Source organism: Nocardia sp. NPDC058480, assembly GCF_042720495.1.
In the GTDB taxonomy this organism is placed as follows: Bacteria; Actinomycetota; Actinomycetes; order Mycobacteriales; family Mycobacteriaceae; genus Nocardia.
This window is the reverse complement of the sequence record NZ_JBHXMN010000012.1, coordinates 159,277-173,425: the sequence shown is the minus strand read 5'-3', so window position 1 is coordinate 173,425 and position 14,149 is coordinate 159,277. Positions and strand designations below refer to the sequence as shown.

General features: G+C 66.6%; 10 protein-coding genes and 1 tRNA gene. 2 read left to right on the top strand and 9 right to left on the bottom strand.

Features of this window, described 5'->3' with window-relative positions:
• Positions 1-137 precede the first annotated feature (137 nt).
• The 7 genes from ACFWO8_RS25325 to ACFWO8_RS25295 all read right to left on the bottom strand — a co-directional run bounded on the left by ACFWO8_RS25325 (position 138) and on the right by ACFWO8_RS25295 (position 11,864).
• Entirely contained in the window at positions 138-809 is a 672-nt protein-coding gene (locus ACFWO8_RS25325; RefSeq protein WP_378963548.1) for a hypothetical protein, read from the bottom strand.
• 4 nt (positions 810-813) lie between these two features.
• Complete coding sequence (locus ACFWO8_RS25320) at positions 814-1,284, bottom strand: acyl-CoA thioesterase (RefSeq protein ID WP_378963546.1); 471 nt, start codon at positions 1,282-1,284, stop codon at positions 814-816.
• Positions 1,281-6,167, bottom strand: coding sequence for an NAD-glutamate dehydrogenase (locus tag ACFWO8_RS25315; RefSeq protein ID WP_378963544.1), 4,887 nt, complete (start codon positions 6,165-6,167; stop codon positions 1,281-1,283). Before ACFWO8_RS25315 ends, ACFWO8_RS25320 begins: the two co-directional genes overlap by 4 nt.
• Positions 6,168-6,400: 233 nt before the next feature.
• Positions 6,401-8,077, bottom strand: a complete 1,677-nt coding sequence (ettA, locus tag ACFWO8_RS25310) for an energy-dependent translational throttle protein EttA (RefSeq protein ID WP_378963543.1) — start codon at positions 8,075-8,077, stop codon at positions 6,401-6,403.
• Between the two features lie 69 nt (positions 8,078-8,146).
• Entirely contained in the window at positions 8,147-8,713 is a 567-nt protein-coding gene (locus ACFWO8_RS25305) for a single-stranded DNA-binding protein (RefSeq protein ID WP_378963541.1), read from the bottom strand.
• Between the two features lie 128 nt (positions 8,714-8,841).
• Complete coding sequence (locus tag ACFWO8_RS25300; RefSeq protein ID WP_378963540.1) at positions 8,842-9,819, bottom strand: serine/threonine dehydratase; 978 nt, start codon at positions 9,817-9,819, stop codon at positions 8,842-8,844.
• Entirely contained in the window at positions 9,816-11,864 is a 2,049-nt protein-coding gene (locus ACFWO8_RS25295; protein ID WP_378963539.1) for a cytochrome c oxidase assembly protein, read from the bottom strand. Before ACFWO8_RS25295 ends, ACFWO8_RS25300 begins: the two co-directional genes overlap by 4 nt.
• Positions 11,865-12,001: 137 nt before the next feature.
• Here ACFWO8_RS25295 and ACFWO8_RS25290 point away from each other — a divergent pair.
• Both ACFWO8_RS25290 and ACFWO8_RS25285 read left to right on the top strand, forming a co-directional pair.
• Positions 12,002-12,075: transfer RNA gene (locus tag ACFWO8_RS25290), tRNA-Arg, on the top strand.
• Between the two features lie 98 nt (positions 12,076-12,173).
• Positions 12,174-13,106, top strand: coding sequence for a tyrosine-type recombinase/integrase (locus ACFWO8_RS25285; RefSeq protein WP_378963538.1), 933 nt, complete (start codon positions 12,174-12,176; stop codon positions 13,104-13,106).
• A 129-nt stretch (positions 13,107-13,235) separates the two neighbouring features.
• On the opposite strand, the gene ACFWO8_RS25280 is transcribed toward ACFWO8_RS25285, so the two are convergent.
• Positions 13,236-13,571 carry a hypothetical protein gene (locus tag ACFWO8_RS25280; RefSeq protein ID WP_378963537.1) on the bottom strand — a complete coding sequence of 112 codons (336 nt, stop codon included), beginning with the start codon at positions 13,569-13,571 and terminating at the stop codon, positions 13,236-13,238.
• A gap of 20 nt (positions 13,572-13,591) precedes the next feature.
• Positions 13,592-14,089 (bottom strand): hypothetical protein, encoded by a 498-nt coding sequence (locus tag ACFWO8_RS25275; protein ID WP_378963536.1) that lies wholly within the window; start codon positions 14,087-14,089, stop codon positions 13,592-13,594.
• Positions 14,090-14,149 lie beyond the last annotated feature (60 nt).

The following is a 14,149-nucleotide window of genomic DNA, read 5'->3' as shown; positions in this document are numbered from 1 at the left end:
TGAGCCGAAGGCTCTAGTCTCGAGCGCTAACCGGCGGCCCCTCAGGGCCGCGGACACGCGCGCGCCAGCGCGCCAATAAACACAGCGTCAAACCTGCCTGGGACTACCAAATCCCGGACATCCCTAAACCACCCAACTCAACTGGGCGACAAGGGAATCCCACCACCCAATCGCCGTGCAACAGACCCGTACCGAGCATCCAGCCGCAACCAGGTGCGGGTAGCACGCACGCGAACAAGTTCCGAAGGCTGGATCCGCCGTGACTCGGTCTTCTCCCCCGCATGCGGGATGAAATCCATCGCGGTGAGTGCGAAGACGACCCGCATCGGTACCTGGACCTCGATTTCGCCGGGCCCGGTGACGGTGAGAACCGACTGGTCGAGCAGAGAGGCGGGCGGACCTTTGGGACCGCCGTGTTCGCGGGCCACCTCCGCGCCGCGTTCGGCCAGCTCGACCAGGGTGCGCGCGGGGACGTCGTCGACGTGCGTGAAGCCGTCGGTGGGCGGGAGGGCGCCGCGCCAGGCGGAGTCCATCGAGTAGCCGAGGTCGATCGGATGGCCGGTACCCAGCCCCGCGAGGACCGCGTCCGCACCGACGGTGACATCGTCGACGCCCAGCTCAGCGGTGATCGTGCGCACCGCGAGAGTCTCGAAACCCGTTGCCACCCAAGCTGATACGAGGCTGGATCCGCGCCGCCGTAGCCGGACGACAGCGGCCGGGTCGAGACGGATGGCGCGGGTGAGGAAGGTGGCCAGGTTCTCGCGTTCGGCCGGGTCGGGCGTGTGGAGCACCCGCTGTTCGGAGCTCACGAAATCAGACCCGCCACAGTGCCAGGTAGTCGCGTTCGGACTCGCTGAGCCTGCGTAGCCGCTGGGTGTCGATGTCGAACGCGGCGAGCTGGGTGGTCGCCATCACCGCGGGCGGCGAATCGGGGGCCGCACCGCTGGCACGAACCTCGTAGCCGATGGTGAAATCGACCGCGCGCAATTGCTTGACCCACATCGCGATGTCCAGCGGGGTGTCCTCGTGACGCAACTGCCCGCGGTACTTCACATGCAGGTCGACGAGCACACAACCCTGCCGCCCCATCGACGCCGTCGGCTTGTCGTCGTCGAACAGCCACGGAATCCGCGCCTCTTCCAGCAGTGTCACCATCCGTGCGTGGTTGACGTGCTGGAACACATCCATATCCGACCAGCGGATCTCGACCTTCGCGTGAAAACGCTGCGGCAACACCAGATCCGGTGTGGGCGTGGCGGTGTTGCCGTTCGGCGAACTCGTCACCGTGGTACCTCCGATTGGGCGCCCACCCCGCTCACCATGCTCCGCACCTGTCGCGCGGCAACCGACAGTGTGGCGAGGTCGTGGGTCCCGGACTCGAACAATTCCGACAGTGCCGCGCGCGCACGGCCCAGCCGGGACTGGTTCTTCGACTCCCAGTATGCAATTTTCTCGTCGGAGGTTTCCTCCGGGTCACCCGCGGACAGCACATCGAGGGTGAGCGAGCGCAACGAACCGTACATGTCGTCGCGCAGGGCGAGGCGGGCCAGCGCGTGCCAGCGGTCGCCGCGTTCGAGGTGGCTCACCGCCTCGAGCAGCCAGTCGATCTTGAGATGCTCATTGAGCGCGTAGTACAGGGCGCCCACCTCGGCACCGTCGCGATCGGTGATATCGGCGATGTCGACGATGTCGAGCAGCGGGAACAGCCCGAGCAGCCCGAACACCTCCGTGGCCAGGTCGGTCGGTGCGCCGCGGGCGATCAGCTCGGCGGCGCCCTGGGTGAGCGAGGTGACGTGATGCCCGCGCAACCAGCCCGGCACCTGCGGCGCCAGCGCCTGCACCCGGCGGTGATACCGGTTGATCTCGGCGCCGACCGCGATCGGCTGCGGCCGGTTGGTCAGCAGCCAGCGCGATGCACGGTCCAGCGTCCGCTTGGATTCCAGTTCCAGCAGGTCACAGACCCCGGCCGGAGCATCGGCGCTGCGGATGCGCGACCACACGTCGTGCAGCTGGAAGATCTCGGTGGCCGCCGCGAACGCGCGGACGGAGTCGGAGGTGGTGGCGCCGACCTCTTCATTGAGCCGATGGGCGTAGGTGATGCCGCCGTAGTCGACGACCTCGTTGACGATCATCGTGGTGATGATCTCGCGGCGCAGTCGGTGCTTCTTGATCGCCGCACCGAACTGTTCGCGCAGTGGTGTCGGGAAGTAGAGCGGCAGTTTGCTCGCGAAATGGGCACTATCGGGCATGTCGGTATCGAGCAGGTCGGACTTGAGTCCGAGCTTCACGTGGGCGAGCAGGTTGGCGAGCTCGGGCGAGGCGAGCCCGGCGCGCTCCTCGCCGCGGCGAGCCAGTTCGGCAGTCGACGGCAGCGCTTCGAGCTCCCGGTCGAGGCCGCGTCGCTGTTCGAGATCGGCGATGACGCGGCCGTGCACGTTCAGCATCTGGGGCGCGTCGGTGCGTGCGATGCCGATCAACGCGTTCTGATCGACGTTGTCCTGCAACACCATTCGGGCAACTTCGTCGGTCATGGAGGCCAGCAGCGGATTGCGGTCGGCGGTGGCGAGGCCACCGGCACTGACCACGCCGTCGAGCAAGACCTTGATATTGACCTCGTGGTCGGAGCAGTCGACGCCCGCCGAGTTGTCCAGGGCATCGGTGTTCATCTTGCCGCCGGCGCGGCAGAACTCGATCCGGCCGAGCGCGGTGGCACCGAGGTTGCCGCCCTCACCGATCACCTTGACCCGCAGCTGATTTCCGTCGACTCGCACCGCGTCGTTGGACTTGTCGCCCACCTCGGCATTGGCTTCGGTGCTCGCCTTCACATAGGTGCCGATGCCGCCGTTCCACAGCAATTGCACCGGCGCGAGCAGGATCGCGCGCACCAGCTCCGGCGGCGAGAGAGCCTGCACCGAGTCGGGCAGGCCGAGCGCGGTTCGTGCCTGCGGCGAGATCGGCACCGACTTCACGGTCCGCTCGAACACGCCGCCACCCTCGCTGATCAGGCTCCGGTCGTAGTCGGCCCACGAGGATCGCGGCAGCGCGAACAACCGCTCACGTTCGGCGAACGAACTCGCGGCGTCCGGGCTCGGGTCCAGGAAGATGTGCCGATGGTCGAACGCGGCGACCAGCCGGATGTGCGGCGAGAGCAGCATGCCGTTGCCGAAGACGTCACCGCTCATATCGCCGACGCCGACGACGGTGAATTCCTGGCTCTGGGTGTCGATGTCCATCTCACGGAAATGGCGTTTGACCGCTTCCCACGCACCCTTGGCGGTGATGCCCATCGCCTTGTGGTCGTAGCCCGCCGAACCACCGGAGGCGAACGCGTCGCCGAGCCAGAAGCCGTAGCGCATGGCCACGTCGTTGGCGATATCGGAGAAGCTGGCGGTGCCCTTGTCGGCGGCGACCACCAGGTAGGTGTCGTCACCATCGCGGCGCACGACCCGATCGGGCGGCAGCACCGCACCGGTGGCCAGGTCGACATTGTCGGTGACGTCGAGCAGCCCGGAGATGAAGGTGCGGTAGCAGGCGACGCCCTCGGCGATGCTCGCCTGGCGGTCGACGGCCGCGTCACCGATCGGGGCGGGCGGGCGCTTCACCACGAAACCGCCCTTGGCTCCGACCGGCACGATCACCGCGTTCTTCACCGCCTGCGCCTTGACCAGCCCCAGGATCTCGGTGCGGAAGTCTTCGAGCCGGTCCGACCAGCGCAGACCGCCACGCGCTACCGAACCGAACCGCAGGTGCACGCCCTCGACGCGCGGCGAGTACACGAAGATCTCGAATTGCGGTCGCGGCTTGGGCAATTCGGCGATCTCACGGGGCTCCACCTTCAGTGCCAGGTAGTCGCGCGGGCGGCCTTCGGCGTCGAGCACGTAGTTGTTGGTTCGCAGCGTGGCCTTGATCAGGCCGAGCATGGCGCGCAGGATGCGGTCGGCATCCATGCTGACCACCTCGTCGATCCCGGCCCGCACCCGCGCTTCGAGCTCGACGGCGGCCTCGGCGGAGACGGTGGCCGGATCGAATCGGGCGGCGAACAGATCGACGAAATCGCGCGCGACCTCAGGATGAGCCAGCAGCACGCGGGCGATATTGATCTGGGAGTACGGGAATCCGGCCTGTTGCAAGTACTTCGCGTACGCGCGCAGGATCGCGACCGACCGCCATGGCAGACCCGCACGCAGCACGAGTTCGTTGAGGCCGTCGGCTTCGGCTCGGTCGTACCAGACCGCTTCGAAGGCATCGGTGAACCGGGTACGCAACGCGTCGAGGTCGCCACGCGCTTCGAGCAGCGCGGCGTCCAGATCGCCGCCGAGTGCGTTGCGCAGCAGTTCGGGACGAGCCTGCAGGCCGAAATCATAGATCCAGCGCTCGGTGCCGCCCTCGTGTTCGAGCTGGTAGGGCCGTTCGTCGAGCACCTCGACGCCCAGGCTCTGCAGCACGGGGAGCACCTGGCTCAGCGATACACCGGAGCCGGCGATGTAGAGGCTGAACCGCCACGAGCCGGGCGCCGCTTCGGGCCTGCGGTACAGGTGCTGGTCGATACCACCCTCGGCGAGTTGCTCGAGGCGCACGATGTCGGCCAGCGCGCGAGCCGGCGCGAAGTCCTCCTTGTAGCCCTCGGGCAGCGCATCCGAATACCGTTTCACCACAGCGGGATCGAGCACCGTGGAGGACGCGACCGCGTCACCGATCCGGTCGTCCCAGGTGTGGCTGGCGGCGTTGAGCAGGCTCTGCAGCCGCAGCCGGTTGTCCTCGGAGGTGTCGGGGGCAGCCTCGCCGGTGGCCTCGCCGGACCGCATCACCGTGAAATACACACTGGCGAGCTCACTTTCGCTCACCCGCGCCGAATAGTCGATATCGACGCCGCCGAGTTCGGCGACCAGGATCTCCTGCATCTCCAGGCGCACCGCGGTGGTGTAGCGATCGCGCGGCAGATACACCATGCAGGCCACGAAGCGGCCGTAGTCGTCGCTGCGCAGGAAAAGCCGGACCTGCCTGCGCAATCCGACGCCGAGCACCGCGACGGCGGTGCGGCGCATGGTCTCGGTGTCGGCGGAGAACAGTTCGGTGCGCGGGAAGGACTCGATCACCTCGAGCATCGCCTGCCCGGAGAAGGAATCCTTGTCGAACCCGGCGCCCTCGATCGCGGTGCGCACCCGGCGATTGATCACCGGGATATCGAGAACGTTCTCGTGCACCGCGCTCACGGTGAACACCCCGATGAACAGGTGCACCCCTACCTCCGTGCCCGCCTCGTCGACATCGGCGACGCCGACGAAGTACGGGTACACCGAGCGGTGCACGGTCGCGCGCACCAGGCCCTGGGTGAGCAGCAGCAGCGGGCGGTCTTCACCGTTGATGGGCACCTGAAAATCGGTACCGACATCGGGGCGAAGTACACCCAGGCTCGCGCCGGGCACCGCTGTGGACACCGTGTGGCCGTTTTCTACGCCACGCTGGTAGCGGGCATAACCGAGCAGGGTGAAGTTGCCCGCGGCCAGCCAGCGCAGCAACTGCGCGCAATCGGCCACATCGACGCCGGGGAACGGTGTGGAGCCCGCGGCGGCGGCGCGGTCGAGCTCATCGGCGAGCGAGCTCTGCACCGTGGCCATGGCCTCGGTGTCGTCGATCACCTGGCGGACGTCGTCGATCACCTCGGGGATGGTGCGTTCGATGTGATCGAGCTGGGCCCGGCTCGTCGATGGGTGCAACTGCAGGTGCATCCACGATTCGGCCAGCCCGGTCGCGCCGTGGCCGTCCACCTCGTGCGCCGCGGCGCCGGTGAGGTGGCCGTTCTCGTCGCGGGTGACCTCGAAGATCGGGTGGATCAGCTCGGAGACACTCACCTGCATCCGGCCCAGCGCCGCGGTGATCGATTCCACCAGCAGCGGCATGTCGTCGGTGACGACCTGCACCGCCGCGCCCATCCCGGTCCCGTCGTCGGGGTGGTGCACCCGCACCGTGGCCTTACCGGGGCGACGAACGGCGGCCAATTCCATGTGGTGCCGGAAGATCTGGGTGATTCCCGGGATCGGGAAGTCCACGTCACCGGCATCGACGTGTCGGAAATACGCCTCCTCGAGTGTCGCGAGATCGCCGCGCAAGCTTTGCGGCATTCCCGCGGCCCACGCCGCGCTGGAGATTTCCGACGAGACCGTCATCGTTTAGCCCACTCCCATGGATTGTGGTTCGCTTCGATTTCGCAACGCAGGTGACGCATTTTCGAGACTAGCTCTGGGTTCTCGAACGCGCTCAGGGAATTCGGGCTTGCCGCGCCGGTAACTTGCGGAATGCTGGATGAACGCCAGGGGGCACCGGTCGACACAACGCCGACGGCCCGGCAGAGCGACCGTTCACAGATCGTTCCACCGGGCCGTCATGCGGGCCGCGCGTATCAGTCGCGCGTCAGCTTGCGGTGCGTAACACGGTGCGGGCGAGCAGCTTCGGCGCCCATGCGCTCGATCTTGTTCGCCTCGTACGCTTCGAAGTTGCCCTCGAACCAGTACCACTTGGCGTCGTTGTCGTTGTCGCCCTCCCACGCCAGGATGTGGGTGCAGGTGCGATCGAGGAACCACCGGTCGTGGGAGATCACGACGGCGCAGCCGGGGAACTGGTCGAGCGCGTTCTCGAGCGAACCGAGGGTTTCGACGTCGAGGTCGTTGGTCGGTTCGTCGAGCAGGATCAGGTTGCCGCCCTCCTTGAGAGTCAACGCCAAGTTCAGGCGGTTGCGCTCACCACCGGAGAGCACACCGGCCGGCTTCTGCTGATCCGGTCCCTTGAAGCCGAACGCGCTGACGTAGGCGCGCGAGGGCATCTCCTGGTTGCCGACCTGGATGAAGTCCAGGCCTTCGGAGACGACCTGCCAGACGTTCTTCTTCGGGTCGATGCCTCCGCGGTTCTGGTCGACATAGCTCAGCTTGACCGTCTCGCCGACCTTCACCTCACCGCTGTCGGGCGATTCGAGACCGACAATGGTCTTGAACAGCGTGGTCTTACCGACACCGTTGGGGCCGATGACGCCGACGATACCGTTGCGCGGCAGCGTGAACGACAGATCCTTGATGAGCTGACGATCGCCGAAGCCCTTGTCCAGGTTCGACACGTTGACCACGATGTCGCCCAGTCGCGGACCCGCGGGGATCTGAATCTCCTCGAAGTCCAGCTTGCGGTGCTGCTCGGCCTCGGCCGCCATCTCCTCGTAGCGACCCAGTCGAGCCTTGTTCTTGGCCTGGCGGGCCTTGGCTCCGGACCGCACCCAGGCCAGTTCGTCCTTGAGGCGCTTCTGCAGCTTCTGGTCCTTCTTGCCCTGGACCTCGAGTCGCTGCGCCTTCTTCTCCAGGTAGGTGGAGTAGTTGCCCTCGTAGCCGATGGCGCGGCCACGGTCGAGCTCGAGGATCCACTCGGCGACGTTGTCGAGGAAGTACCGGTCGTGGGTGACGGCCAGCACGGCGCCCGGGTAGTCGGCGAGGTGCTTCTCGAGCCAGAGCACACTCTCGGCGTCGAGGTGGTTGGTCGGTTCGTCGAGCAGCAGCAGATCGGGCTTGCTCAGCAGCAACTTGCACAGTGCGACGCGGCGACGCTCACCACCGGAGAGGTTGGTGACCGGCTCGTCCGGCGGCGGGCAGCGCAGCGCGTCCATGGCCTGCTCGAGCTGGGAGTCGACATCCCACGCGTCGGCGTGGTCGAGGAACTCCTGCAGCTTGCCCATCTCGTCCATGAGCTCATCGGAGTAGTCGGTGGCCATCAGTTCAGCGATCTCGTTGAACCGGTCCAGCTTGACCTTGACCTCGCCGAGACCCTCCTCCACGTTGCCGCGGACGGTCTTCTCCTCATTCAGGTCCGGTTCCTGCATGAGGATGCCGACCGTGGCGCCCGCGCCGAGGAACGCCTCACCGTTGTTCGGCCGGTCCAGTCCCGCCATGATCTTCAGCACGCTGGATTTACCCGCGCCGTTGGGACCCACCACACCGATCTTGGCGCCGGGAAGGAAGTTCAAGTACACGTCGTCGAGGATGACTTTGTCGCCGTGCGCTTTGCGAACCTTGATCATCTGATAAATGAACTCAGCCATACGCGGAAGCCTATCGGTGGGAGAAACGGGAACGGGATGCGGAAGGGTCGAGTGCCGCGGAAACGACCCTCATGCGTCGACCTGCTCGGCGCCGTTGGTGCTCGACACCACGTCCGGCGATCGCGCGGCGAGAGGATCCGCCACGGTCGTACAGGCTACGGCAACAGGTTCGGTCGACGCATACCCGGTGGCAGCGTCGTCGACCTTCGGTAGCGCAGCGCCGCGGGGGTCGGAAATATTCCGCACCGCCGCATGCGGCAGCGATCGCATGCCCTCGGACCGGCGAATAACGCTCGCGTGGCATCGCGCCAGATCGGGCCCGACCGCGGCGGCACGCATCTCCAGATCCCGCCGCTCGGTGCCGTCCTTGCCGCGGTACTCATGCGAGCGGAGTTGCCCGTAGGCGATCACCGGATCGCCACGATGCAACGATCGATCCACCCCGGCCACCAGCCTGCGCCAGCACGAGACCGTCAGATACAACGTCCCGTTGTCGGTCCAGTCCCCCGTTTTGGCGTCGAATCGGCGTGAATTGCTCGCCATCCGGAATGTCAGCATCTGCTCGCCGTTGCTGAGATCGCGCCGCACCGGATGGGTGATGACGGTCCCGACCACCGTCGTGTGTGCCTCGTACATCGAAGTTCGCCCCCCGCTCGAATCCACCGTTGTTGCTCTGACCACCCAAGGATGACCTGGCACACGGCGGTACGGGCGATGCCGAGTGAATCTGTGGATGAATCGGGCGGTTGTGGATATCTACCGTGTCAGAGCACGGGGAGCTCGGTGTTCGCCCCGCACAGCACCACAATCGGGCGTACGCCGGGCTCGGGCGTGTACACACCGCTCTGCACGGCGGCCAGCGCGGCGGCACCTTCGAGCTCGACCACCACGCGGAACTCACGCCAGAGGTATTCCCGAGCGGCGGCGACCGCGTCGTCGGCGACCGCGAGCGCGGGCATCTGGTGCCGCTGGGCGATATCGAACGCGATATCGCCCAGTCGAGTCGCGCACAGCAGCTCGGTCGCGCGCGACGGCGCATCGATATCGACCGGCTTGCCCGCCGCGAGCGCCGAGGAGAGAACCGGGATGTGCTCGGATTCGATACCGACGATCTCCCTGCGCTTGCCCAGCGCCGCGCCGAGGCCCGCGATCAGCCCACCACCACCGACCGCGGCCAGCACCGGTGGCCTGCCGCGCACCTGCTCTTCCAGCTCGAGCCCGATGACACCCGCGCCCGCCACCACGGCAGGCATGTCGTAGGCGTGCAGATGGTCGGCCCCGCGCTCGGCGGCCAGGGTGCGGGCCCGACGTTGCGCCTCGGCGTAACTCGTTCCGTGCCACAGCACTTCGGCACCGTGCGCCCACATCGCGGCAACCTTGGTGTGCGGCGCGGATTCGGGCACGACGACCGTGCATTCCTTGCCGAGCTGCGCGGCGGCCAACGCGACCGCGATGCCCGCATTGCCCGCCGAGGCGACAACCACATGGCCGGCCCCGCTGTCGGTGGTGAGCAGGGCGTTGAGGGCGCCACGCACCGTGAATGTGCCGCCGTGCTGCAGGAATTCCATCTTCAGCGATACCGGCACCGGTCCGTCCGGCCCGTCCACACTTGTATGGAACACCGGCGTCTTTCGCACCCGCCCGGCCAGCCGTCGCCGCGCCGCCCGCACATCGGTGCGCAGCACCCGCTCCGGTTCGGCACGCTCGGTCGAATCGTTCGACGGCACACCGAATCGGCTCACCGGCGGACCTCGCCGTCACGACGAGCCAGCTCGGCGTACATCGCGTTGTAGGCGGTCAGGTCGGCGTCGTTGTCGCGATCGGCGGCCCGGTCAGTGCGCTTGGCCAGCTTGGTATCGCTGCGTGACCACTGGATCAGCAGGGCGAGCATCACCACTACCAGCGGAACCTCGCCGCTGGCCCAGGCGAAACTGCCGCCGTTGCGCTGATCGGCGAGCAGGTCGATGTTCCAGCCGAGGTCGAGGGTGCGATAGAACCAGTCACCGAGCACGGTCGTCATGCTCATCAGCGCGATGCCGAAGAACGCGTGGAACGGCAGCGTGCCGAACACCATCGCGAGCTTGGTCAGCGGCGCCACCTCACGCGGCTTGGGATCGATGCCGATCACCACCCAGTAGAACAGGTAGCCGCTGAGCAGGAAGTGCGTGTTCATCATCAGGTGGGCGGCGTGCGAGTCGACATAGGTGTCGAAGATGCCGCCGAGATACAGCGCGTAGAAGCCGGCGACGAAGATCAGCGACGCCACCACGGGCTGAGTGAGGAACCGTGAGACCGGGTTGTGCACGGCCGCCAGAATCCACTCGCGCGGGCCCGGCACCCCGCCGCGCCCGGCGGGCGGGAGCGCGCGCAATGCCAAGGTCACCGCGCCACCGAGGGCGAGCAGGATCGGTGCCAGCATCGACAACGCCATATGCGCGCCCATGTGCACGCTGAACATCGCCGGTGCGTAGCGCCCGACGCCCGACGACGTGGCAAGCAACAGCACCAGGCAGCCACTGCACCAGGCGATGGTGCGCCCGATCGGCCACGCGTCCCCGCGCTTGCGCAGCCGACGGACACCGAGCAGGTAGAGCGCGGCGAGCACGATCGCCAGGGTTCCGAAGATCAGATCGAAGCGCCAGTCGAACAGCAGGCGGCTCACCGTGGGCGGGCCCGCGAGGTTGTAGCCCAGCTCCACCTCGACCGGTGTCGGCACCGCGGTCGGCGGCGGTGGGGGCGTACGGCCGAGGCCGACGGCCAGGCCGATGGTCGCCGCGAAGATCAGCATCTCCACCCCGGCGAAGCGGATGAGCGCACCGCGGTCGCGCGGGTCGGCGGCCAGCGCGGGCAGCGAGGCCCGTCGCTGCAGGTAGCCGATGGCGCCCAGCACCAACAGCGCGGCCGCTTTCGCGAGTACCAGCCTGCCGTACGTGGTGGTGAAAAGGTCCGACACGGGCACCCGCACCCAGGCATTGACCACGCCGCTTATGCCGATCACCACGATCGAGATGGTCGCGGCCACCGAGAACCGCCGGGCCGCGACATCGGTATTCGCGCCGCCGCGCATCGCGTGTGCCAGCACCGCGACCAGCCCGCCCACCCAGACCGAGGCCGACACCATGTGCAGGATCAGCGAATTGGTCGCCACGTCATGTGAGCCACCGGAGGACGAATGCCCGGTCAGTGCCAGCGGCATCATGGTCACCAACGCGCCGACCAGCAGCACCGGCGTCCAGCCCCAGCGCAGCGCGCACCGGCACCCGATTGCCACGATCAGCGCGAACAACACCGTTGTCCGCCAGGCACCCGCCACCTCGACCTGCGTGATCACCGGCCACAGCACTTCGGGTCGCCAGATCGCGCTCACCGGCTGACCGGTCGTATCCGACACCGTCAACGGCACCAGCAACGCCGCACTCGCAGCCCACATCAGCGCGGCGTCCGAGGCCCGCCGCACCGCCCGATACCCACCGACGTCGAGCAGACCGCCGTCCCGCGGGGGCAGCAGAAACGCCGCGAACAACAGCGACCCGACAGTCACCGCGGCAGCCAGATCGGCCACCGCACGCAGCGCGGGCAATCCATATGTTGTCAACGCCCCCGGATCGGGTATACCGAGCAAACTGAGCGCGTGCGCCGCCGACAACCCGACCACTATGGCCGCGACTACCGCGGCGATACACCCGGCCACGACGCTGAGCACACCGAACGACGCCGCCGGACCCGTCTCCGCCGGGGGTCCGCCGTCGATGGCGGGTCCAGCGGAGGGGTCCTGCGATAACGACATGACAACGAGGGTAGTTCGACGTGCCCGGCCACGCCCCGATGGGGCGCCACACCCGAGCCCCCGCTCGACGATCCGGTCGGTCGCTATACTTTTCGAGCTGGACAGCGTGGCCGACTTCGGCCAAGGTGGATGCGACTGCCTCCGTAGCTCAGTTGGATAGAGCAAGAGCCTTCTAATCTCTAGGTCGCAGGTTCGATTCCTGCCGGGGGCGCAAATGGCTCCTGACCTGCATTAATTGCCGGTCAGGGGCCATTCCTGACTTCACCACAATGCTCAAACAGCTAGAAACTTTGCAGGTAGAGTGGTCTCATGGGCCAGGACCTCGACGACATAGACGAGCTGCTCGAGGACTTCACGAGCGAACTGCGGCAGCAAAACAAGGCCAAGGGAACAATCGACCTCTACGCCAGGGACGTCGGATACTTCCGCAAGTACCTGATCAGCGAGAACCTGCCGCCGACACTCGAATCCCTGACGCGTCAGCGGCTCGGCGGATACATCGAACACACGCTCAATCGCCTGAATCAGCGCACAGGAAAACCCGTGACACCGGAGTATGCGCACCGCCAGTACCGCAGCCTGCAGCAGTTCTGCAAGTACCTCGTTCGCGAGGAACTGCTCGAGGTGGACCCGTTCGCGAAGATGTCGCCTCCGATCGTTCCGGAGAAGAAGATCCCAGTTCCTCCCCTGGACGCACTGCGCAAGATGCTCGCCGACTGCGACGGCACAACCTTCGAGGACCGCCGCGACACCGCGATCATTCGGCTTATGGTCGACGCCGGCCCCCGAATCGGCGAGGTGGCCAACCTCGACATCGATGCACTCGACTTTGCCGAGAACACCGTGACAGTGCTCGGCAAGGGACGCCGACCGCGCACACTTCCGTATGGCGACAAGACTCGCACCGCCCTACGGAGATACCTGCGTATCCGGTCGAAGCACACATTCGCGGTAAACGACAACCCCGCCCTGTGGCTCGGCAAGGCCGGTGCGATGACAGCCTCGGGCATTCAGCAAATGATCGAGCGGCGCGCCCAAGCCGCGGGAATCGACCACATCCATCCGCACCAGCTCCGCCACTTCTTCGCCCACAACTGGCTCGCCAACGGCGGCCAGGAGCAAGACCTGATGATGCTGGCAGGCTGGCGATCTCGTCAGATGATTAGCCGCTACGGTGCATCAGTCGCCGATGAGCGCGCCCGAGATGCCCATCGACGCGCCCGGCTCGGTGATCAGCTGTAGCTGCTGATACAGGTCAATCAAGCCCCTACCAGCTGATTCATGCCTCGACAGTGGCGAATCATTCGCCGCGAATTGGTAGCCCTTTTCGCGCCGAGTGCGACAACCACCCAGCACTGCAGGAAGGTCCGGTCAGCGCCGGCGCATGCTTGCACGGTAGGGAGAGACGTCTCGTTCCTCGATGTCCCACTTGGCAGGGGGATACAACTGACGGACAGTGTCGATCTCACCCGTCACGCCCGATATGACCACCGGGCCATCACCGAGCGCGATCTTTGAGGTGAGTCGGTACTCGGTACCGAAATCAGCGAGCCCTTCGGCCGTACCGATCGCGTAGGCGCTGATCGCGCGGCGGATTACGGCGGATAGCGTCTCGCCGTTGCGGCTGGCGGCAGCCATCGCCGCGGCCCATTCCTCGTCGGGCACACGGATTGTGCGCCGCGCAACGCCTCCCTCATCGATAGCCATGGCGCCAATTCTCGCATCCGTCATGACGCAGCCGAGTGTTCACGGCCTGCACGATGGTGCCGTACTCGGCACGAGCCGGAGCAGAAGCGCCGCGGCCTGCCGGTTGTGGGCTGCACGATCGGGGCGGCACATCCTGGTGCCTGGCAACGGGTTTCGTTACACGCCTCGACGGCGGAAAGCTCGGCGATGAGTTGGCGGCCGAGGAATTCGGTGTAGGCAGGTGGGATGGCTTCGGCGAGTTCGACGCGATCGGAGGTCCAGTCGATGCCCATCGCCGACTGCCATTGCCGGACAGTGCCTTTGCCACCTCCCTGCCCGTAAACGGCTACATAGGGGCCGTCGAATCGTTCCCCATGTCGGTAGCCCGCAACCCTGCCGCGGTGCGCGACGTGGGCCGGCTGCGGCATCGACCAGCCGCCCAATTCGAAGTAGCGGTGCCGGATCACCCCGAGTCCGAACATTTCCCCACACAGGGTGAGATCGCGACGCAGCTTAGAGCCCTGCACGTTCTCGATCACGGTCGGAACGTTCAGTCGGGCCAGGGCTTCCTGGGTGTTCGGAATCAGCTGTGGATACTC

What these genes read in the sequence shown, in the direction of transcription:
- ACFWO8_RS25305 (WP_378963541.1), bottom strand. Translation starts at nt 8,713, where the DNA reads ATGTACGAGGCACACACGACGGTGGTCGGGACCGTCATCACCCATCCG.
- ACFWO8_RS25315 (WP_378963544.1), bottom strand. Translation starts at nt 6,167, where the DNA reads ATGACGGTCTCGTCGGAAATCTCCAGCGCGGCGTGGGCCGCGGGAATG.
- ACFWO8_RS25285 (WP_378963538.1), top strand. Translation starts at nt 12,174, where the DNA reads ATGGGCCAGGACCTCGACGACATAGACGAGCTGCTCGAGGACTTCACG.
- ettA (WP_378963543.1), bottom strand. Translation starts at nt 8,077, where the DNA reads ATGGCTGAGTTCATTTATCAGATGATCAAGGTTCGCAAAGCGCACGGC.
- ACFWO8_RS25295 (WP_378963539.1), bottom strand. Translation starts at nt 11,864, where the DNA reads ATGTCGTTATCGCAGGACCCCTCCGCTGGACCCGCCATCGACGGCGGA.
- ACFWO8_RS25280 (WP_378963537.1), bottom strand. Translation starts at nt 13,571, where the DNA reads ATGGCTATCGATGAGGGAGGCGTTGCGCGGCGCACAATCCGTGTGCCC.